General features: G+C 35.4%; 21 protein-coding genes. 16 read left to right on the plus strand and 5 right to left on the minus strand.

Annotated features, from left to right (window positions below; genetic code table 11):
* Positions 1-3 precede the first annotated feature (3 nt).
* The 11 genes from P177_RS03640 (at position 4) to tsaB (ending at position 11,166) form a co-directional block, all read left to right on the plus strand.
* Positions 4-537: a DUF420 domain-containing protein gene (locus P177_RS03640; protein WP_036151933.1), complete on the plus strand. Its 534-nt coding sequence runs from the start codon at positions 4-6 to the stop codon at positions 535-537.
* Positions 527-745: a hypothetical protein gene (locus P177_RS03645; RefSeq protein ID WP_036151935.1), complete on the plus strand. Its 219-nt coding sequence runs from the start codon at positions 527-529 to the stop codon at positions 743-745. Before P177_RS03640 ends, P177_RS03645 begins: the two co-directional genes overlap by 11 nt.
* Positions 746-860: 115 nt before the next feature.
* Positions 861-2,108 carry an ABC transporter permease gene (locus P177_RS03650; protein WP_036151938.1) on the plus strand — a complete coding sequence of 416 codons (1,248 nt, stop codon included), beginning with the start codon at positions 861-863 and terminating at the stop codon, positions 2,106-2,108.
* A gap of 37 nt (positions 2,109-2,145) precedes the next feature.
* On the plus strand, positions 2,146-3,402 hold the full coding sequence (locus tag P177_RS03655; protein WP_036151940.1) for an ABC transporter permease: 1,257 nt from the start codon (positions 2,146-2,148) through the stop codon (positions 3,400-3,402).
* A 30-nt stretch (positions 3,403-3,432) separates the two neighbouring features.
* The gene (locus P177_RS03660) at positions 3,433-4,548 is read left to right on the plus strand and encodes an efflux RND transporter periplasmic adaptor subunit (RefSeq protein WP_036151942.1); all 1,116 of its coding nucleotides are present in this window, start codon (positions 3,433-3,435) and stop codon (positions 4,546-4,548) included.
* Positions 4,549-4,641: 93 nt separating this feature from the next.
* Positions 4,642-5,343, plus strand: a complete 702-nt coding sequence (locus P177_RS03665; protein ID WP_027064946.1) for an ABC transporter ATP-binding protein — start codon at positions 4,642-4,644, stop codon at positions 5,341-5,343.
* The gene (locus tag P177_RS03670; protein ID WP_036151944.1) at positions 5,336-6,565 is read left to right on the plus strand and encodes an ABC transporter permease; all 1,230 of its coding nucleotides are present in this window, start codon (positions 5,336-5,338) and stop codon (positions 6,563-6,565) included. The genes P177_RS03665 and P177_RS03670 overlap by 8 nt, the downstream gene beginning before the upstream one ends.
* 1 nt (position 6,566) lies before the next feature.
* Positions 6,567-7,823 (plus strand): ABC transporter permease, encoded by a 1,257-nt coding sequence (locus P177_RS03675; RefSeq protein ID WP_036151946.1) that lies wholly within the window; start codon positions 6,567-6,569, stop codon positions 7,821-7,823.
* A 44-nt stretch (positions 7,824-7,867) separates the two neighbouring features.
* Entirely contained in the window at positions 7,868-8,992 is a 1,125-nt protein-coding gene (locus tag P177_RS03680; RefSeq protein WP_036151949.1) for an efflux RND transporter periplasmic adaptor subunit, read from the plus strand.
* 67 nt (positions 8,993-9,059) lie between these two features.
* The gene (locus tag P177_RS03685; protein ID WP_036151951.1) at positions 9,060-10,400 is read left to right on the plus strand and encodes a TolC family protein; all 1,341 of its coding nucleotides are present in this window, start codon (positions 9,060-9,062) and stop codon (positions 10,398-10,400) included.
* An 85-nt stretch (positions 10,401-10,485) separates the two neighbouring features.
* A complete protein-coding gene (gene tsaB, locus P177_RS03690; RefSeq protein WP_036151953.1) occupies positions 10,486-11,166 on the plus strand; it encodes a tRNA (adenosine(37)-N6)-threonylcarbamoyltransferase complex dimerization subunit type 1 TsaB in 681 nt (226 codons plus the stop codon).
* A 60-nt stretch (positions 11,167-11,226) separates the two neighbouring features.
* On the opposite strand, the gene P177_RS03695 is transcribed toward tsaB, so the two are convergent.
* From P177_RS03695 to P177_RS03710, 4 genes are all read right to left on the minus strand, one after another.
* Entirely contained in the window at positions 11,227-12,054 is an 828-nt protein-coding gene (locus P177_RS03695; RefSeq protein ID WP_036151955.1) for a mechanosensitive ion channel family protein, read from the minus strand.
* Between the two features lie 80 nt (positions 12,055-12,134).
* Positions 12,135-14,186: a thioredoxin domain-containing protein gene (locus P177_RS03700; protein ID WP_036151957.1), complete on the minus strand. Its 2,052-nt coding sequence runs from the start codon at positions 14,184-14,186 to the stop codon at positions 12,135-12,137.
* A gap of 68 nt (positions 14,187-14,254) precedes the next feature.
* Positions 14,255-14,455, minus strand: a complete 201-nt coding sequence (locus P177_RS03705; RefSeq protein ID WP_036151958.1) for a dodecin family protein — start codon at positions 14,453-14,455, stop codon at positions 14,255-14,257.
* A gap of 71 nt (positions 14,456-14,526) precedes the next feature.
* Positions 14,527-15,438: a NifU family protein gene (locus P177_RS03710; RefSeq protein ID WP_036151960.1), complete on the minus strand. Its 912-nt coding sequence runs from the start codon at positions 15,436-15,438 to the stop codon at positions 14,527-14,529.
* Positions 15,439-15,561: 123 nt separating this feature from the next.
* Between P177_RS03710 and P177_RS03715 the strand changes: the two genes are divergently transcribed.
* Positions 15,562-16,584 (plus strand): PorP/SprF family type IX secretion system membrane protein, encoded by a 1,023-nt coding sequence (locus P177_RS03715; protein WP_036151962.1) that lies wholly within the window; start codon positions 15,562-15,564, stop codon positions 16,582-16,584.
* Between the two features lie 34 nt (positions 16,585-16,618).
* Here the strand turns inward: P177_RS03715 and P177_RS03720 are convergent, their stop codons facing one another.
* A complete protein-coding gene (locus tag P177_RS03720; protein ID WP_036151963.1) occupies positions 16,619-17,797 on the minus strand; it encodes a vWA domain-containing protein in 1,179 nt (392 codons plus the stop codon).
* A gap of 242 nt (positions 17,798-18,039) precedes the next feature.
* Between P177_RS03720 and P177_RS03725 the strand changes: the two genes are divergently transcribed.
* The 4 genes from P177_RS03725 (at position 18,040) to fabD (ending at position 22,418) form a co-directional block, all read left to right on the plus strand.
* Positions 18,040-20,205 carry a histidine kinase gene (locus P177_RS03725; protein ID WP_245232998.1) on the plus strand — a complete coding sequence of 722 codons (2,166 nt, stop codon included), beginning with the start codon at positions 18,040-18,042 and terminating at the stop codon, positions 20,203-20,205.
* The gene (locus P177_RS03730) at positions 20,202-20,933 is read left to right on the plus strand and encodes a LytR/AlgR family response regulator transcription factor (RefSeq protein WP_036151967.1); all 732 of its coding nucleotides are present in this window, start codon (positions 20,202-20,204) and stop codon (positions 20,931-20,933) included. The genes P177_RS03725 and P177_RS03730 overlap by 4 nt, the downstream gene beginning before the upstream one ends.
* A gap of 10 nt (positions 20,934-20,943) precedes the next feature.
* The gene (locus tag P177_RS03735) at positions 20,944-21,453 is read left to right on the plus strand and encodes a gamma carbonic anhydrase family protein (protein ID WP_036151969.1); all 510 of its coding nucleotides are present in this window, start codon (positions 20,944-20,946) and stop codon (positions 21,451-21,453) included.
* 77 nt (positions 21,454-21,530) lie between these two features.
* The gene (fabD, locus tag P177_RS03740; protein WP_036151971.1) at positions 21,531-22,418 is read left to right on the plus strand and encodes an ACP S-malonyltransferase; all 888 of its coding nucleotides are present in this window, start codon (positions 21,531-21,533) and stop codon (positions 22,416-22,418) included.
* Positions 22,419-22,525 lie beyond the last annotated feature (107 nt).

Raw genomic sequence — 22,525 nt, forward strand, 5'->3', positions numbered from 1 at the left:
AATATGCAAGGGAGCGTTAAGAACGAGAAAAAGTTTAATAGATTAATAGCGATTGTTTCAATAGTTATACCAATAGTGGTAGCTATTCTTTTCGGTGTTAAATTGCCTAATGTTGAGCCGCTTTCTTTTTTGCCGCCGATCTATGCTACTATAAATGGGCTAACGGCTGTTTTGTTGTTGGTTGCGGTATGGGCAATTAAAAATGGAAATGAAAAACTGCATCAGAATTTAATGACGACCAATATTGCTCTGTCTTTAATGTTCCTTATAATGTATATAGCATATCACATGACTTCAGATTCTACCAGTTACGGTGGTGAGGGTGCAATTAAATACGTGTATTATTTTATCCTAATAACCCATATCGTACTGTCTATTGCATTAATACCGTTAGTGTTAAGAACGTATGCTATGGCGTATTTAAAGAAATTTGAAGACCACAGGGCTTTGGCAAAATATACATTTCCTGTTTGGTTGTATGTTGCCGTAACCGGTGTGGTGGTTTATTTAATGATATCTCCTTACTATGCATACTAAACAATTTATCTTATTTGTGGTGGTAATGCTTCTGTTGATTCCTATAGATGCCGAGGCGCAATGTGCTATGTGTAGAGCGGTTTTAGAAAGTGAATCTTCTGGTAAAGCAGCTGAAGGTATAAATAACGGTATTGTTTATTTAATGGCGGTACCTTATGTTTTAGTGGCTGGTCTTTTCTATTTTATCTACAGAAAAATGAGGGCATAAACCTTTTTTTTATTTTTTTTCACAAAAAGTGTAACAATTTTCCTTTTGGTTAGTCTTATGATTGTGTGGTACTTGTATCGCGCTCATCAATCAATCAAACTAATCAATCCATCTTATGTTCGACTTAGAACGTTGGCAAGAAATTTTCGATACTATTCGCAAGAATAAGTTACGCACTTTTCTCACAGGACTTTCCGTTGCTTCAGGAATTTTCATTCTAGTTATTTTATTAGGTTTTGGTCAAGGCATGCAAAATGGTATAGCCAAGGAATTTGAGCAAGATGCTGCTACAAGTGTTTGGGTCTGGCCAGGAGTAACCACTATTGGTTATAAGGGTATGAACCCTGGTAGACCGATACAGTTCCGAAACGAGAACTATGACATGGCAGGTGCTTTGTTTGATGACCAAATTGAGAATAAATCGCCAAGGTTATTTGTAAGAGATGTTTTTGTAAACTATGGTAGCGAGTCTTTAGCTTATAATGTACAGGGTGTTTCTGATCAATTTCAATTTATCGAAAATGAGTATATGACCTTAGGTAGATTCCTTAATCAACAAGATGGAGTTTCTAAGGCTAAAGTTGCCATCATCAGTAATAAGATCAATCGAGAAGTATTTTCAGAATTAGAAAGTCCTATAGGGGCGTTTTTAGACCTATCTGGTATCCCGTTTAAAATAGTTGGGGTATACGGTGATATTGGAGGTGAACGAGAAGAAGACCGTATTTATATTCCTGTAAGTACCGCGCAACAGGTTTTCAATGGCGCTGATCATTTAAATAATCTATCCTATACTTTGCCTAAGGTAGATGATTTTGAAACTGCCGTTGCACAATCTATCAAATTTAAGAACGAATTAAAATCGTTCTTACAAAAAGCACATACCGTAGCTCCAGAAGATACAAGCGCAATTCAAGTATATAACCCTATGGAAGAGGCTAAGCGCTTTTATGCATTAATGGGTGGTATTAAATTCTTCTTTTGGTTTGTAGGTGTGTGTACTATCATCGCTGGTATTGTAGGTGTTAGTAATATCATGTTGATTGTAGTTAAAGAGCGTACAAGAGAAATTGGAATTCGAAAAGCTCTTGGTGCTAAGCCATGGTCAATTGTTGGGATGATTTTGCACGAAGCAATTTTTATTACTGCAATTGCAGGTTTTACAGGACTTATTTTAAGCATGGGGCTTTTGGAGATTGTGGGTCCGCATATAGAGGTAGATTATGTGCTAAATCCCTCAGTGAACTTCAATGTTGCCTTAACCACTGTATTTGTACTAATTTTTGCAGGAGCGATAGCGGGATTTTTCCCTGCATGGAGAGCAGCTAAAATTCATGTTATAGAAGCATTGAGAGATGAGTAGTTCTAAAATGAAAAGTTTAAATAATTAAGATGTAACCATGTTCAATAGAGACCGGTGGAAAGAAATCTTAGAGGTATTGTCTAGCAATGTGTTTAGAACATTGGCTACTTCTTTTGGCGTGGGTTGGGGTATATTCATTTTGATTATACTACTTGCTGCAGGCAAAGGATTGGAAAATGGTATTCGTGCCGATTTTGGCGATATAGCTACCAATACAATGTTCATGTGGTCTCGTAATACGACCATGTCATATAAAGGACTGCCAAAAGGAAGACGCTTTAGTTTTAAAATTGAAGATGTACAGGCTATAAATGATAATGTTCCCAACTTAAGATTTATTTCTCCCCGTAACCAATTAGGCGGTTTTGGCAGTGGTAATAATGTAGTAAGAGGTTTGAAAACAGGTGCTTTCAATGTCTATGGTGACTATCCTGAAATTATTAGGCAAGAACCTATGACCATAACATCTGGTAGGTTTGTGAACCACAACGATATTCAGGATAAACGAAAGGTGGCCGTCATTGGTGTTGGTGTAAGAAATGAACTTTATGATCAAGGTGAAACAGTATTGGGGACGTATATTAAAATTCAAGGGGTCAATTTCATGGTAGTGGGGACCTATCAAAAGAAAGATGATGGTGGTGGTGAAGAAGGTCAGAAAGAGATTTATGTTCCTTTCACGGCATTCTCACAAGCTTTTAATATGGGTAATGATGTTGGGTGGATGGCTATTACCGCTCATGACGGTAGTTCCATATCTAATTTGAAAGAGAAGATAGTAGGTGTGGTCAAAGAGAAAAGAAAAATTCACCCAGATGATAAACGTGCCGTCGGGTATTTTGACTTGTATGAACAGTTTAATCGAGTAGAAAGTTTGTTCGGTGCATTACGCTGGGTAGCTTACTTTGTAGGGGTATTGGTTCTATTATCCGGAATTATTGGAGTAAGTAATATTATGCTCATTGTAATTAAAGAACGAACCAAAGAAATCGGGATTCGTAGGGCTTTGGGCGAAGCTCCTTGGTCCATCAAAAAACAAATTTTAATGGAATCTATATTCCTAACGATCATATCTGGTATGATCGGTATCGTTTTCGGTGCTGCATTTATATATGGCGTTAATGCGGTTCTTGATTCGGTAGGTCCGGTAGATATGTTTGTGAACCCAAGTGTAAGTTTGGGTGTGGTAGTCAGTGCACTGGTCATTTTAATATTTTCAGGATTGTTAGCAGGCTTCATACCAGCACAGAGTGCTATTAAAATAAGACCAATTGAAGCTTTGAGAACAGAATAAAATTATCATCAAAATATAACCAATCAAAAAATGAAAAAGTCAACAACAATTGTAATCCTGCTAATTATCGTACTAGCCTTTGGCGGCTCTATGTTCTATTTGTATTCTAAAAATGCAGAAGATCCCGTAGTATATCAAACAGAAGAACCTTCTAGGCAGACCATAATAAAAAAGACAATGGCTACGGGTAGTATTCTTCCGTTAGAAGAAGTGCTTATTAAGCCGAATATTTCAGGAGTAATAGAGAAGATTTTCGTGGAGGGGGGCGACTATGTAAAATCTGGCGATTTATTATGTACCATTAAAGTAGTACCTAATTTGAGTTCATTGAACGATGCTAGAAATAATATCAATGAAGCCAAAATCAATTTAGATGATCAGTTAAGAAATCTTGATCGTCAAAAAGGATTGTTTACCAAAGGGGTGATTTCTAAGGTAGACTTAGAGCGCGCTCAGTTGAGTTATGACCAGTCTAAGCAATCTTACGCAGCCGCCAATAAAAGGTATGACATTGTAAAAACGGGTACTACTTCTGGTTTTGGGAATGCTGCAAATACACAAATAAGGGCAACTGTTAGTGGTATGGTACTAGAAGTGCCTGTAGAAGTAGGTAACCAAGTAATTGAAAGTAATAACTTTAATGAAGGTACTACCATAGCAGCTATTGCAGATGTGGACAAAATGATTTTTGAAGGTAAGGTAGATGAATCTGAGGTGGGGAAAATTAAGGAGAACCTTCCGTTGGAAATTACCGTTGGTGCCATAGAAGATAAAGTATTCGATGCCGTATTGGATTATATAGCTCCGAAAGGAAATGAAGAAAATGGCGCTATTCAATTTGAAATAAAAGGAACACTTAAAAAACAAGATTCCGTATTCATTAGAGCAGGCTTAAGTGCTAATGCCTCTATTATTTTAGCGCGTGCTGATAGCGTTTTAGCAGTAAAAGAAGCTTTGGTTCAGTTTGATGATAAAACCAAAAAACCTTTCGTGGAAATCGCTACGGGCGATCAAGAATTTGAAAGAAGAGATATTGAGTTGGGTATTAGTGATGGCATTCATGTACAGATCAATTCAGGTATAGAAGAAGGAGAAAAAATAAAGGTTTGGAACGAGGTAGTGCCAGATGAGCTTGCTGAAAACTAAAAATCAAAAAAAATAATTCAATTGATGTAACAAATATTACACAACATAGTCTAATGAATAGACAGTGTAAAATTGTTCAAAACAACAACCAACATGATTCAAATTAAAGATCTTCACAAGTCCTATAAAATGGGCAAGAATTCACTTCACGTTCTTAAAGGAATAAATTTTAATGTTGAAGAAGGTGAGCTAGTAGCTATCATGGGTTCTTCTGGTTCTGGTAAATCTACCTTATTGAATATTTTAGGAATGTTGGATAGCTCTGATTCCGGAGAATATATATTAGATAATGTTCCTATAAAGGATTTAAACGAAACTAAAGCTGCTAGATATAGAAACAAGTTTTTAGGTTTTGTTTTTCAATCGTTCAATCTTATCAATTATAAGAGTGCAGCAGAGAATGTGGCCTTACCGTTATACTATCAAAAAGTACCAAGAAAAGAACGTCAAGAAAAAGCCTTAAAATATTTAGAACAAGTTGGTCTTAAAGAATGGGCCGGTCATTTACCTAGTGAACTTTCTGGTGGTCAAAAACAACGTGTTGCTATTGCAAGAGCCTTAGCTGCTGAACCTAAAGTATTGCTTGCCGATGAGCCTACAGGTGCATTGGATAGTAAAACATCTTACGAGGTGATGGACTTGATACAGAAAATTAACGATGCGGGGAATACCATATTGATCGTTACACACGAGCCTGATATTGCAGATATGTGTAAGCGTATTGTGCATTTGAAGGATGGGGTTATCATAGAGGACAAGAAAATAGAACAAGTAAGAGCCGAGCAATATGTTTGATAGAGACATTTGGCAAGAAATATACCATAGTATAAGCAACAACAAGCTTAGAACTTTCCTTACCGGGTTTTCGGTAGGTTGGGGTATTTTCATTTTGGTATTGCTTTTGGCTTCTGTAAAGGGAATGCAAAACGGATTCACGCTTCAATTTAGTGATGACGCTACCAACTCCATTTTTGTAAGAACAGGTACAACTTCTTTGGCTTATGGCGGATTTGAAGCTGGACGCAGAATTCAAATGACGAATGACGATGTTGAATACATTAAAAGAAGTTTTCCTAATGATGTAGAATATATAAGTCCTAGGGTATATCAAAATACATCGGCACGTTATAAGAGCGAAACGGGTAGTTACAATATACAGGCTGTTCATCCGAATCACCAGGCTATTGAAAAGACCATTGTAAATAAGGGTAGGTTCATCAATACCAACGATTTAATGAATGCCTCTAAAGTTGCTGTTATCGGCAGAAAAGTAGAGGAAGATTTATTTAAGAACGAAGATGCTATTGGCAAGTTCGTTGAGTTCAACGGGTTACCTTTTAGGGTCATTGGTACGTTTACCGATGATGGTGATGATAATGCAGAGCGAAACATTTATGCACCTACCACTACATATCAAAAAATGTATGGGCAAACGGATCATATTGACCAGATTGCTTTAACCTATAATCCTAATTACGATTTAACAGAGGCGCTTGCTTTTTCAGATCGATTGGAAAATGTTTTTAGAAGACGTTTTAAAATTGCTCCAAAAGACCAATCGGGAATTAGAATCTTTAACTACGCAGAGGTTTTTGAAGACATCAGCAACTTTACAGGTGGTTTGGATATCGCGGTAATTATAGTGGGACTCCTAATATTACTATCTGGTATTGTAGGTATCGGTAATATTATGGTGTTTATCATAAAAGAGCGTACTAAAGAAATTGGTGTACGTAAAGCCTTGGGTGCCGAGCCGTGGTCAATCATAAAATTAGTGTTGTTCGAATCTGTTTTTATAACGGCCTTATCCGGATTTATAGGATTAGGAATTGCAACCGGATTATTGGCGGCCATTGGCCCAAGTATTAAAACAGGTGCATTTGCCAATCCGTCCGTTAGTATGTCAATGGTTGTGACCGCAACTATAATATTGATAGTTGCAGGAGTTTTAGCAGGATTGATTCCTGCAATGAAAGCGGCAAGAGTAAAACCAATTGTAGCATTAAGCGATAAATAATATGTGGATATTTGATAGAGATTTATGGTCAGAGATTTTTGCCACATTAGGTAAGAACTTGTTTCGCACATTCTTAACCATGTTAGGGGTTATCATCGCTATGATAATTCTTGTATTGCTTTTAGGTGGTGCAAACGGAATGAGTAATGGTTTTCAAAAAATATTTGCAGGTACCGCATCTAACAGTCTATTTGTTTGGAGTCAAAGTACATCAGAGCCTTATAAAGGATTTGAAAGAGGACGTAGAATTCAATTTAAATTGGAAGATGCTACCATTTTAAAAGAACAGATTCCAGAAATAGAAGTTCTTGCCCCAAGAATAGAACTTGGTAGTCATAGGGGCGTGGTTACCGTATATAGAAATGGTTTAACCAGTGGATCGGCAGTTTATGGTGATTATCCGAATGTGGATGAAATCATGAAGAAGAAACTAGTAGAAGGTAGATTTCTAAATGAAAATGACATGACCGAGTCTAAAAAGGTGTGTGTTATTGGAGAAGAAACGTATAAACTTCTATTTGAAAAAGGCGAAACTGCGATAGGGGAAGATGTTCGTATTAACGGAGTGTTCTTTAATATCGTTGGAATATATAAGCCAAATCAAAACATAAATATTGACGGAGAGAATTCAGTGTATATACCGTTTTCAACATTCCAAAAAGCATTTGGTTCTGGAGATAGAATGGGATGGATGGCAATCTCGGTCCAGTCAGATACCAAAGTACCTGTAGTGGAAAGTCAGATAAAACGTTTGTTGAAGAATAAATATGATATCAACCCAACAGACGAACGCGCCATTGGTAGTTTCGACATGTCTGAAGTGTTTAATAATGTATCGGCATTTACAGGTGTTTTACAAGGCGTCTCTTTCTTCGTAGGAATTTTGACCTTACTGGCAGGTGTCATTGCTATTAGTAATATTCTTTTAATTACCGTAAAAGAGCGTACCAAGGAAATAGGAATTAGACGCGCCTTGGGTGCAACCCCCAAAGTAGTAAAAAGACAAATTGTACTGGAGTCTATCGTAATTACGGTATTTGCGGGCTTTGTCGGTTTTGCAATCGCAATCGGGTTTCTAGCGATTGCGAATAATATGATCGGCGAGAATAGTGATGTTCCCTTTTATAACCTTATGATCAGCATACCACAATTTTTAGGTTCCTTTATTTTAATGGTAGGTCTTAGTGTTTTAATAGGATTGATACCTGCGAATAGAGCCATTAGAATAAAACCAATAGACGCTTTAAGAGAAGAGTAACAGACCAAACAACAAAAGAATAAATAACAATCAAATAGTTGAGCATGAACAAGTATGTAAAGTACGTATTAATAGGATTAGTAGTTTTTGGAATACTGGCTGCAGTAGTCTATTTCATGAAAAAGAACAGCACTCCTTTAAAAACATATGAAACGGAGACCGTTGAAAAAAGAGATATTACCAACAAGGTTGTTGTTACCGGTAAGGTAATACCACAAGATGAAATTGAGATCAAACCTCAAATTTCTGGTATCATTCAAAAAGTATATTTAGAAGAAGGTGTTCAAGTTAAAGCTGGTGATCTAATTGCTACGATAAAAGTTGTACCTAATGAACAGTCTTTAAATCAGGCTCGTGGTAGAGTAAACAATGCCAAAATTTCTTTAAGTAATACGAAGATTGAATACGACCGAAATAAAACACTATTTGATAAAGGGGTGATTTCTAGTCAAGATTTCAATGCGTTACAATTACGTTTTGATCAGGCTACGCAAGAACTGCAAAATGCTCAGGCAGACTATCAGATAATTAGAGTAGGTTCGGCAGGTGGCTCATCTAGTGCAAATACCAATATTAGGGCTACGGTAACTGGTACTTTATTAGAAATCCCAGTAGAGGTAGGTGATCAGGTTATTGAAAGTAATAATTTCAATGACGGTACTACGATCGCATTTATTGCAGATATGTCTAAAATGATTTTTGAAGGCGAAGTTGATGAAGCTGAAGTGGGGAAACTTAAAGTAGGCATGCCATTAGAAATTAGCATGGGTGCTTTACAAGATGAAAAATTCAATGCTAAATTAAAGTTCATTGCTCCTAAAGGCGTGGAAGAAGAAGGTGCCGTTCAGTTTAAGATTGAAGGTGATTTGGTAGTGTCTGATAGTACTAATATTAGAGCTGGTTATAGCGCAAACGCTGCAATTGTCTTAGAAGAAAAGAAAGATGTGCTTTCTATTAAAGAAGCATTGTTGCAGTTTGATAAAGAAACCAATAAGCCATACGTTGAGGTAGAGACAGGTGATAACGAATTTGAAAAAAGAGAACTTGAGCTTGGTGTAAGTGATGGTATCGACGTAGAAATTGTTTCTGGTATCGATGAAGATTCTAAAATAAAAATCTGGAACAAGTTAGAAGCTAAGAGTGAAGATAATGGTCCTAATGAGGATTAAAAATAATCAATCAAATCAAAAAACGAATCGAGCAACCTATGTATAGGTTGGTTTAAAAAAGAATAAAATGAAAGTAAAAATCACAGGATTACTACTATTATGTTCTGTTGTAATGGGCATGGCGCAGCAAAAGAAATGGACTTTAGAAGAGTGCGTTGCATATGCAGTAGAAAATAACCTTACCGTTGAGCAATATGAATTGGATTTAGAGAACGCTAAAATTGATAAATCTGATGCTGTTGGTGCATTGTTGCCTAGTTTAAACAGTACTATAAGTGCTTCAGCTAACACAGGTCTTGCGTTAGATCCAACGACCAATAATTTAGTTTCTGCAACTATATTTTCAGCATCTGGTAGTATGACATCTTCGGTGACCCTATTTGATGGTTTACAAAATTATAACCGTATTGAAAGGGCTAAATTAAGTGCAATATCAAATCAATATCGTTTAGATGATATAAAAGATGATATAAAACTGAATGTAGCGAATGCTTATTTGCAAGTATTATCGAATAAAGAGTCTCTAAAAGTTTTTAAGGCTCAATTAGCAGTAACCGAACAGGATTTAGGAAGAACTAAAGAGCTCGTAGAGTCAGGGGTGGTAGCACGTGGTGATTTATTGGAAATAGAAGCTACAGCTGCAGGTCAAGAACAACAAATTATAAATTCTCAAAATTTAATATTGATTTCTAAGCTTAATTTGGCACAATTACTTAGTATCACTGATTACGAGAATTTTGAAGTAGCTGAAGAAGAATTCGATATTCCTCCTTCAAAAATTTTGGATAATTCTGCAAAGATTATTTTTGATACTGCATTGACATTTAGAAACGATATTAAGTTTGCTTTGTCTGGAGTTGAATTGGCCCAAAAAGATTTAGAGATAGCCAAGGGGACCAAGTATCCCACAGTTGCGGCTTTTATTAATTATAATACCAGATATTCTGATCAGAATAATGACCCTTTTACTGGCGAAAAAATACCTTTTAAAGATCAGTTATATATCAATGACGGTATTTCTTATGGCGCGCAAATGAACATTCCAATATTTAATGGTTGGAGCGTTAGAAATAATATCAAAAGGTCGCAAATAAGTGTTGATATGGCTCAGATTGAATTTGAAAGAACTAAACTGCAATTGGAAACAGATGTAAACCAGGCGTATGTAGATGTTACTAGTTTTTACAAGGCATATGAAGCTGCTCAAAAAACATTGGAAGCAAGAAGTCTTGCGTATCAATATTCAAAGGAGAAATTTGATGTGGGATTAATGAATTCGTTCGATTTTAGTCAGGCGCAATCTAGAGTTGATAATGCAGAAGCTGATGTTATTAGAACAAAATACGATTACATTTTCAGATTAAAAATATTAGAATTCTATTTTGGTATTCCTATTTCGTTAGAGTAGAATAAACGAAACTATAATTGATGAGCCTGTAACATTTTAATGTATACAGGCTTTTTCATTTTATAGTATGTAATACCTTTGCAATATGGGCATACTATTAAATCTAGAAACTTCATCAACAAATTGTTCGGTCTGTGTTGCAAAAGACGGAGAAATTCTTGCAATTAGGGAATTGAATTCTGCAAACTATTCACATGCAGAGAAACTACATATTTTTATTGAAGAGGTAATGCAGAAAGCTTCTTTGAAAATGGAAGATTTAGAAGCTATAGCGGTCAGTAAAGGTCCGGGTTCTTATACGGGACTCCGAATTGGAGTTTCGGCGGCAAAAGGGCTTAGTTATGCTTTAGGCATTCCGTTAATATCTGTTTCTACTTTAAAAAGCATGGCATCACAAGTAGAAATCAAAGAGGGTGAAGTGCTGATTCCTGTATTAGATGCAAGGCGTATGGAGGTGTATTCTTCGGTTTTTGATGGGCATGGTAATGAAATAAGAGAAACGAAAGCTGAAGTTATAGATGAAAATTCCTTTCATGAATATATCAATGAAAAACATATTCACTTTTTAGGTAGTGGAGCAGAGAAGATAAAAGAATTGTTTGCATTAGAATCTATAACCTACCATTGTGAAGTAGTTCCTTCTGCTAAAGAAATGGCTTCTATTTCATCAGATAAGTTTAATGCTTCTGATTTTGAAGATGTTGCCTATTTTGAGCCGTATTATCTAAAAGATTTTGTGCTTCAAACCAAGAAAGTAAAATCGTAAAAGTTTAAATAATAGAAAAGCCCTTGAGTAATCAAGGGCTTTTTAAATGTGTATTATCTCTTAATCCGTTTTCATTTGAGTAACCACACGTTGTGGGAACGGAATTTCAATTCCGGCAGCATCAAAACGGTATTTTATTTCTTCCATCACATAAAAATGTGCTGCCCAAAAATCACCATTATTAGCCCAAAAACGTAATGTTAGGTTAACCGAACTATCTCCTAACTCACCTACATAAACTTCAGGTGCTGGCGTCTTATGAATAGTTTCACGTTCATTACATATGGCTAAAAGAATTTCTTTGGCTTCTTTAATGTTAGATGTATAGCCAATACCCACATCAATTTTGTCTCTCCTTGTATTTTGTGCGTTATAATTGGTAATGGTGTTATTAGATAGTTGTCCATTTGGTATAATGGCAATCTGATTTCCAAATGTGCTCACTTTGGTGGTGAAGATCGAAATTTCTTTTACCGTACCATCTACACCCTGGGCAGAGATGAAATCTCCTATTTTAAAAGGCTTGAATAATAATATTAAAACTCCGCCTGCGAAATTAGCTAGAGAACCCTGTAACGCTAAACCAATAGCCAAACCTGCAGAAGCTAAAATGGCAACTAAAGAACTTGTTTGAACTCCTAATTGGGTTATCACCAATATGAAAAGTATTATTTTTAAAGCAATATTTATGAAGCTTTGAAGAAAAGTTTCAAGAGCAAGGTCATAATCTTTCTTTAAGAAGAATTTACGAATCATTTTGTTTATGAAACGTATAACATATGTGCCGGCAATTAAAAGAAAAAGAGCCCATAACAAACTGGGTAAAGCTGCCCATATCCATTCTATTGCTTTATCTGCATGTTCTTGCAGATTCGTAATTTTATCCATCATAATCTTTAATTTTATTTTAAGCTGCTAACTTAATCCTATAACATAAATCAAATGAAAAACTAGAGGCTAAACAATTGTTAAATGATAGTAGTTACAAGATCTAAGGCTTTGCTAGGTTCTTCAACGGGCATTTGACAGCTACCGTGATTACAAACATAGATTAGCGTCTTGTTCATTACATACCTGTTCATTAATAAGGGTAAGTTGCTGGTTTTAGCATTTGAAGCAGCAAATATAGCGTTTGGCATATAGTTCTTTAATAGGGATTTGCATATGAGTTCAAAGTTTTCACCGATAACGACCATTTCATAGAAATTCTCACTCATTAGCTGTGCCAAGTGAAGCCAATTGGCATGATTTTGTGGATTCTGAGTAATAGATGGTTTCATACTTTTCATCATTTGATGCAAACGAACATCAAAATTATCTTCTGGAAAATATTTTGAAAGCTTATGTAAATTATGAGCCATCATGGAGTTGGAAGATGGAATTACATTATCTGAAACTTCTAAAGTTCTTCTAATTAAATCATTGTCATTGTTAGATGTGAAAAAGAATAGACCTGTATCTGAGTCTGAGAAATTTTCAATAGCATATTTTGTTAACTCCAAACTGTGATTAAGCCATTTCTCATCAAATGAAACTTCATATAAACCTAATAATCCATCTATAACAGATGCGTAATCTTCCAGAAAACCAGGAATAGTACTTTTTCCATTTTTGAAGTTGCGGTATAAGCCACCATCTTTGGTGGTCATATGTTCTAGAATAAAATTAGCATTATGAATAGCAAGGTTTAAATACTTTTCATTTTTTAAATATCTATATGCATCCGTGAGTCCTTTTAATGTCAGGCCATTCCAAGAGGTTAGGATTTTATCATCTAATCTTGGTTTATTTCTCTTGGCTCTATCCACTTTCAATAAAGAAAGACATTTAGATATGATTTGGTGCAACTCTACTTTTGTGATAGAATGATTCATTGCAATAGCCAATGCTTCTGAATCTCTAATAAGTACATAGTTTTCTTCTTCCCAATATCCATAAGAGTTAATGCTGAAGTATTCACTGAAAATAGGGTAGTCGTCTTTTAAAAGTTTTTTAAGTTGTTCTTCCTGCCAAACATAAAATGCACCCTCTACTAATTTATTGTCATTAGTTAAGCTGTCAGCATCTAAAGAAGAATAAAATCCGTTGCTTTTATCTAACAGTTCTTCTTCTAGGAAAATGATACTCTTTTCTACGACTCTTTTATATAGTTCATTTTTCGTAGCCGCATATGCATTTGCGTAAAGACTAATCAATAATCCATTATCATAGAGCATTTTTTCGAAATGGGGTACATGCCATTTCGTGTCAACGGAATATCTTGAGAATCCTCCGCCTACATGGTCAAATATACCGCCCCAGGCCATTCTTGTTAGGGTAGTGTTTACATATTCATTTACTGCATTATCTTGATTTGCGTGAGAATAGTATTGTAAAAAGTTAAGATTGGTAGGCATCATGAATTTTGGTGCCCGTTTGTATCCTCCTAAAAAGGTGTCAAAGTATTTTGACCAATCTGCAACCATTGCATGAATTTCCGAATCTTGAATTAAATCTTGGTTTTCGCCTGTGGCTATGGTATTTATTTCTTTAAGTCCGGTTGCCATGTTTTCGGCATATCCAATAATTTTATTGGGATCATTAACATAGAGCTGTTGAAGTTGATTCAATACTTGTATCCATTCTTGTTTTTTAACGAAGGTTGCGCCCCAGAAAGGTCTGCCGTCAGGCAAGGCAAGAATATTTAATGGCCACCCACCGCTGCCAGTCATCATTTGCAAGGCATCCATATAAATGTGGTCAATATCCGGTCTTTCTTCCCTGTCCACTTTAATGTTAATAAAGTGAGCGTTCATAGTTTCGGCTACTTCTTCATCTTCAAAGCATTCATGCTCCATAACATGGCACCAATGGCAAGCGGCATAACCAATACTTATTAGTATTAGTTTTTGCTCTTCTTTTGCTTGTTTTAAGACTTCATCATTCCATCCTTCCCAATTAACTGGGTTATGTGCGTGCTGCAGTAAATACGGACTACTTTCTTTGATTAGATTGTTTGTGTGCTTTTGTGGGGTGGGCATTGCGTATATTTTATTTTTAAAGCAAAAAAAAGCGCCTTTTTGGCGCTTTTAATCCTGTTTGGTGATTGTTATTTCACTTCGAAAGTGATTTTTACATTCACTCTATAATTTTTGATTTTACCGTCTTCAACAGTGGCACTTTGCTCGTTGATGTAAACTGACTTAATGTTTTTTACTGATTTCGATGCTTCTGCCACTGCTTTTTTAGCTGCGTCTTCCCAACCGTTATCAGAATTTGCTAATATTTCAATTACTTTTAAAACTGCCATAATTAATGATTTTTAGATTTACCGTAAGTTACAAAAAGTAGAGGCAATGTTTAATTCAATTAAATGAATAATTAACCGTTAAGCGCAACTACTTCATTCACCTTATCGCCCATCATATTTTTTAACATGGTTTCAATACCATTTTTTAATGTGAAAGTTGACGAAGGGCAACCACTACAGGCGCCTTGTAAAATAACATTTACTGTTTTGCTCTCTACATCGTATGATTTAAACATGATATTACCACCGTCACTAGCTACGGCAGGTTTTACATATTCTTCTAAAATATCAACGATTTCTTGAGATGTTTCATCAAGTTCAATAGTGTTTTCAGCAGAAACTGTTTCTGATACCTGTGCTTCTTCACCAATTGCTTTTGCATTGTCTGCGACAATTTCTTTACCATCGGCAATGAAATTTCTAATAACTTCACGTAATTCAATAGTAATATCGTCCCATTCTGCAACTTCAAATTTAGAAACAGAAACGTAGTTTTCATCAATAAATACTTGCTTTACGAAAGGAAATTGAAATAGTTCCATAGCCAATTTAGAATCTCTAGCTTCATCAATATTTTTGAATTCGAAAGCAGAAGCTACTATTTTCTTGCTCGCTACAAATTTCATAGTAGAAGGGTTAGGTGTAACCTCGGCATAAACAGTAACCGGTACCGGTTTGTCCATATCCTCTTCTATTACAATGGGCTCCCCTGCATTTAAATACTCCACTAGTTGTTGTGCTACTTCATCTTTCACATCTTCCCATTGAACAATGTCATAACGTTCCAACCCAATGAAATCACCGGAAATGTATACCGTTTTAATAAATGGCAAATGAAATAACTGCTGTGCTAGAGGAGAGTTTTTAGCATCATCAATATTCTTGAATTCGTAATTTTTTCGTTGAACTAAAATATGATTAGTTTCGAACTTTAATATATTTGGATTATTGGTCTTAACGACTGTAATTGAATACTCTTTCATTTCTCAAAAATTTTAAGCAAAAATACAAAGGAAATCTTAGTTTGTACCAACATAATAATGTTGAGGTTAACCCGTTATTAACTTTATATTAGTGAAACTAAACCTTAGTTTTAAAGTCCCTATATGAAATACCACATACTTCTATTGTTTACCGTGCTTATGATCGGGTCAAAATCAATCGCACAAGAAGGTATACCTGTATATTTTGATTATTTGTCTGATAATTATTATTTAGTTTTTCCATCTATGGCAGGTATTGGTGAGGGAGGAAAGATTAGGGCAACTGCTAGAAAACAATGGTTTGATGTTGATGATGCCCCTAGTTTACAAACTATAAATGCTCATTTTCGATTGGGCGATTCTCCTAGTGGTATAGGTGCAATCATATTTAATGATGCTAACGGTTACCATTCTCAAACAGGTTTAAAATTGACTTATGCACATCATTTAAGAATGGGAGGAGGAGACCTTAGACAGCTAAATCAACTTTCTTTTGGTATAAGTGCAACTATTTTACAGAGTAGTTTAGATGAAACAGAATTTAGGTCGGCTACACCTGACCCAGCAGTTTCTGGTATTAAGCTAAGCTCGTCTTATTCTAATGTAGATATAGGTCTTTCATACAATTATGGAGAGTTTTATACGCATTTTGCAGTGACAAATGCGCTAACTGGTAGTAAAAGGAATTTGTATTACAGAGATAGAGATGATAACCCAGATGAGTTGGTTATTGATAATATTAGAAGATTTTTAGTATCTGCAGGTTATATTTTTGGTAGAAGTGAATGGCAGTTTGAGCCTTCTGTACTTTTTCAATTAACAGAATTTACTAAAGAGAAAAGTTTGGATATCAATGCCAAAGTATACAAAGATGTAGATTTTGGACGTATTTGGGGTGGACTCTCGTATAGAAGAAGTTTTGATGGAGCACAGTTTCAAGATGGTGTTTCTTTTGGAGAACAACGTTTACAGTTGGTAACCCCAATAGTTGGAGCTAACTTCAAAAACTTTATGGTTTCATATAACTACTCATACCAAATGAACGATTACCGTTTTGATAACGGAGGTTTTCATCAAATTACTTTAGGGTATGATTTTGGACAAACAGAACGTAAGTACGATTGTTACTGCCCGGCTGCGAATTAAAAAGGCCTGCTCATAGTTGAGCAGACCTAGTATTTTATTGTTCCCAACTGTAGTTTTTTGTTTTGGCTTGTTTTTTTATTGCTTTGATCATAGCATTTTCCAGTTCTCCTGAATTTTCATCCTTTTGATGTTCAGAAATATAAGCTAATCTTTTTGAGTTATATTCTTGGATCTCTTTTTGAATCTCTTCCCTTTCAGACTTTTTAGATTCAATAAACATTTTTATTTCTTTTTCATTTTTACCTTGAAGTTCTTCTGGTAATTCATCATTTTCTACTGAACTAATTTCAAATTCAGTATCGTCGTAAGCATCGACCAAATCCCATTTTTTATTATTATAAAGTCTAGAACTTTTGCTGACCGCTCTTTTAACGGCAACGGCTTCTTCCATCTCTAATGCATTACTGTCTTGTACTTCTTGTGCGATAATTTTTGATTTACCCATCGACCCATAAGAGACATACGTGGTATTTAATTTTGAATTCAGTTTTATGATGATATCGTCATAAGGAGTGTTAATTTGTACAACTTTTTTGTTGTGATCAATAGCCATATATTCCCCACCTGTTAATGAAGCACCATTTTTCCAATCGGTATTTATTCCTAATTCATAATTTCCACAGAAGATGGTGTTTACCACTACATCTTTTTCATTGGCATTAGCTAGTGCAGTTCTGTAGTTATATCTACCTTGAGTAAAAGGTTCATTGCCTGCAATAAAAATCATTCGCAGTAAATCTGGGTTCTTATTCCATGGTAATTGGTGTAAAGAGGTTTGTAGTACCTTTCCGCAATACTCTTCGCCACCATTGGTGGTCAAAGAAAACAACTTTTCTGAAATTTCGTCTAAATCACTGCTAAAACCCAATACTTGTTGAATATACCCTTCGTTTGCAGAAAGGTTGTCATTACCATATTGGTATAGTGCAATTTGTAAATTTGGTCTGCTGTCATTTCCACATTTTGCATAACTGAACTCATTTACAATATCCCAAAGCTGAGATTTTGCTTGGTTTATCAATCCGTCCATACTATTGCTAGTATCTAATAACAGGGCTATTTGAACCGTGTTTGTTTCCTTAGGTTCAATAGTTTCAGAAGCTTGCGCAATTAATTCAATGGGCTTTTTCTTATCGCTAGTATTACATGCAAACACTGTAGTTAAAGTAAGAATTGCTATGCAGAATGATCCAAGTTGTTTAATCGTTTTCATCGTTTTTTGTTTTAAATTCAATGCTAAACTAAAATCAAAGTATTTCTCTGAATAACGATAATGAGCGAACTGTCCGTTTCACTTAGTAAAGGGTTGTGCGGAGTTTGTTAACCAATGAAATGATCCCTTAATATTAGGTGTTTTGAGTATTTCGTATTTTTTAGTGCCACAATAATCAGCTAAGTTTACCGTAGTAATAGCAGATGAAAAATTATAGTATATATATAATAATATGTTTTCTTTTGGGATGGAGTACGCTTTATTCCCAGGGGCAAAATGATGCCCTAAGATTTACTTTAGAGGGTAGGGTAGAAGTTAGAAATACCGGAAAACCAATATCTGGTGTTTCCGTTTATAATAATTTGGGAGACTTTGTAATTACTAATGCATTAGGAGAATTTAAAATTAGAACTAGAATTGGTGATCAGTTAGTTATAGAGCATGATGATATTGAAACTTTACGGTACGATGTACAGAAGAATGACGATGTTTTAATCTTAGTAGAGGATTTTGAATCTTCACCAATTAGTAGTCGTTCAAAATCATTGCCAGATATATCTGTCAAGCATCAGCAGTTACTAGATTCTGCAGAAGAGTATAAAGCCCAGGATATTGAAAGAAGTATTGATTTGGTTGCGCAATCTATATCAATTTTAGGTAAGCGAGGACGAAAGAAAGAACTGGCAAGGTCACTTTCTAAACTTGGCGAGATCTATCAATATCATAAGCAATTGGATTTAGCTATTGATAATTATGAAGATGCTTTAGAAAACAATAAGACGATTTCAACTTCTTTGCTTTTGGCTAGGGCGTATAACTTAACCAACAGATTTGATGAAAGCTTAGAGCTATTGAATCCGTTATTGGAGATTAAGTCCATGCCATCGCGCCAAAGTGTACAACTTTATGAACTGTTAGGTGATGCGAAAAAAGGAAATGGTAGCACTCAAGAAGCTTTGGACTTGTATAATAGAGGGTTGTTAATTGCCGATAAGAATCAGATTACATCAAAGATGATCGATTTGAATTCTAAAATAGCAGATACATACTCCTTGGGAAACCAAAACATGGAGGCTGAGGCTTATTATGATAGTTCATTGGAATTAGCAACTCAATCAGCACCAAAAAGAGCATTACAAGAAAAAGAAAAGGTCGCAGATTTCTACAATACAAAAAGTAGGTTCAATGAAGAGATAAATATGCGTAAAAGTAGTCTTCAAGAATTAAAGAAACTGAATTCGCCCAACGCAGGTGTTAAGAAATTAGAATTAGGCGATACCATAACATCACAGCGTATAAACTATAAAATTGCAAACGCATATATCTCTCAAGACAGGTACAATGAGGCTATACCTTTTTTAGAGAAAAGTATTGTTGAGGCAGATTCAGATGATGATTTGGTAGTGCAAAAAGATGCTACTAGAAAGTTGTCTGAAGTGTACAAGGTAAAAGGTGATTTTACCAAGGCATTAGATACCTACCAAAGTTATGTGGCTTTAGTAGATTCGCTATATGTACGTAAAGAACAAGAAATTTCTAGAGCAACCAGATTTAATCGTGAAATTGCAAATGCAGAAAACCGACTTACAGGTTTAGAGCAAGAAAGAGAACTTTCTCAAAGCAAGTATGATTTAGCACTTACGGAGCAGGAGTTGGTGAAAGAGAGTAATAAGCGGCAGCAATTGGTGATTTATTCCCTCATATTCGGGCTCCTATTAACCTTATTGGCAGCTTTTTTCTTTTACCGTAGCAATCAACAACAAAAACTGGCAAACAATTTATTGGCGTTGAAGTCGTTGAGGTCGCAGATGAATCCTCATTTTATTTTCAATGCGTTGAATTCGGTAAATAATTTCATTTCTAAAAGTGATGAACGTAGCGCTAATAGATACCTAAGCGATTTCTCAAAGTTAATGCGCTCTGTTCTTGAAAATTCTGAAGAAGATTTTATTCCCTTAGAAAAAGAATTGCAACAGCTAGAGCTTTATATAAAACTTGAGCATTCTAGATTTGAAGATAAGTTTGATTATCAAATAACTATTGATGAGAATGTACAGGTTTCTAAATTTCAAATACCGCCAATGTTATTGCAACCATATATAGAAAACGCTATTTGGCACGGATTACGATATAGGGATGAAAAGGGGGAGCTGTTGGTAACCATAAAGGAGAATACTGCAGATTCAATCATTATTTCTATTACGGATAATGGTATTGGAAGAAAGAAATCTGCCGAGATTAAAACCCAAAATCAACGAAAACAAAAGTCGAAAGGAATGGGCATCATTAAAAAACGTGTAGCTATTTTAAACGATATGTATACGGATAAAGTAGATATCAAAATTTCAGATTTACAGTCAGATGGTTCAGGAACTAAAGTCCTGTTCATTTTAAAAAGAGAAAAATGAGCTTAAACGCAATTTTAGTAGAAGATGAGGCAAATAGTAGAGAAATATTAAGAAATTATATTGCTAAATATTGTCCAAGTGTAAATTTGTTGGGTGAGGCTTCATCAATTAAAGAAGCCTTGATCTTAATTGGTGAAAACGAATTAGATTTAGTGTTTTTAGATGTAGAGATGCCTTTTGGTAATGCGTTCGATTTGCTTGATCAATTACCGGACAGAACCTTTGAAACCGTTTTTGTTACGGCTTATGATCATTATGCAAAAGATGCTTTAAACAATCATGCTGCTTATTATTTGACGAAACCTATCAATATAGATGAGTTGGTAAATGCGGTGGAGTATGTAGAAGGTGTTCGTGAGAAAGAAGCTAGTTTAGAGGGAGAGGTGTTAAGTACAAAATCTAACGGAGTGGAAGGGAAGTTGACATTGCCACAGCAAGACGGATTTCAAGTTTTGAATATTGCCGAAATACTATATTGCAAGGCCGATGATAATTATACTGAAATTTACTTATTGAATAAGAAGATTTTGGTCAGTAAAACATTAAAGTATTTTGAAGATGCTTTAACCGACTATCCGTTTGCACGAGTACATAAGTCTTTTTTGGTAAACGTAAATGAGGTGGTGAAGTACAGAAAAGGTAAAGGAGGAAGTGTGGTAATGTCTAACGGTAAAGAAGTGATGGTTTCCGCATCAAAGAAAAAAGATTTTCTATCCTATTTTAATTAAAAGAATTACAATGATAAAAGCAGTTAGAGGTAAAGAACCTGTTATAGGCGAAGATTGTTTTATTGCAGAAAACGCAACCATAGTTGGTGAAGTAAGTATGGGTAAGCAATGTAGTGTCTGGTTCAATGCAGTATTACGTGGCGATGTTCATTTTATAAAAATGGGCGATAAGGTAAATGTACAGGACGGAGCCGTAGTACATTGTACATATTTAAAATACCCTACTACAATTGGCAATAATGTTTCTATTGGGCATAATGCGCTTGTGCATGGTTGTACTATACATGATAATGTGTTAGTAGGTATGGGTAGTATAATTATGGATGATTGTGTAGTAGAAAGTAATAGTATTATAGCAGCAGGTGCTGTTCTTACCAAAGGGACACATGTACCATCTGGGAGTATTTTTGCCGGTATGCCTGCTAAAAAAATCAAGGATATAAGTCCTGAACTAAGTTCTGGGGAAATCAATAGAATTGCAGAAGCATATACAATGTATTCCGGTTGGTTTAAGGAGTAAAGGTTAACTCAAAAAAACCAATTGCTTGCTGCAATCTATCTAAAATACGTATTTTTGAGCCACCAAAACTAAAAGTTATGAACGCGTATGTTTTTCCTGGGCAAGGTGCTCAATTTGTTGGAATGGGATTAGATTTATATGAAAAATACCCTATTGCAAAAGAGTTATTTCTTAAGGCAAACGATATATTAGGCTTTGAGATTACTGAGGTAATGTTTAGAGGTACTGCAGAAGGTTTAAAAGAGACCAAGGTTACCCAACCTGCTATTTTCCTACATTCTGTTATTTTGAGTAAAGTAATGGGTGATGCATTTAAACCAGATATGGTTGCGGGTCATTCTTTAGGAGAGTTTTCTGCATTGGTGGCGAATAATACCTTAAGTTTTGAAGACGGATTAAAATTAGTTTCGCAACGTGCTTTGGCAATGCAGAAGGCATGTGAACTTAAACCATCGACAATGGCTGCCGTTTTAGGTTTGGAAGACGCTGTGGTAGAAAAAGTATGTGCAGAAATTTCAGGAATTGTGGTTGCTGCGAATTATAACTGTCCGGGTCAATTGGTGATTTCAGGTGAAGTACCTGCAGTAGAAGAAGCTTGTGAAAAATTAAAAGAAGCAGGAGCAAGACGTGCCTTGATGCTTCCTGTGGGTGGAGCTTTTCACTCACCGTTAATGGAACCTGCTAGAGAAGAATTAGCTGCGGCAATAGCAAATACTACTTTCTCTACACCTAGCTGTCCAATCTATCAAAATGTACCAACAACTGCAGTGAATAGTGCAGATGAGATCAAAAAGAATTTGATGCTGCAGTTGACAGCTCCTGTAAAATGGACTCAGAGTGTACAGCAAATGGTAAAAGATGGAGCTACCGTCTTTACTGAAATAGGTCCTGGCAAGGTCTTACAGGGGTTAGTTAGAAAAATTGAACCTAGTGTTACTACACAAGCTCCAGAGCTAACGGAGTAGCCTTTGTTTACTTAATATTACCATTTAACCCATAAATCCTTTTTTCAACTGTTTCTGAGCGGTTTACCTTGTTTTTTTTGTAATATTGGAACCCTCTTTTTTGGTTG

Origin of the sequence: Maribacter forsetii DSM 18668 (assembly GCF_000744105.1) — a bacterium.
GTDB lineage: Bacteria > Bacteroidota > Bacteroidia > Flavobacteriales > Flavobacteriaceae > Maribacter > Maribacter forsetii.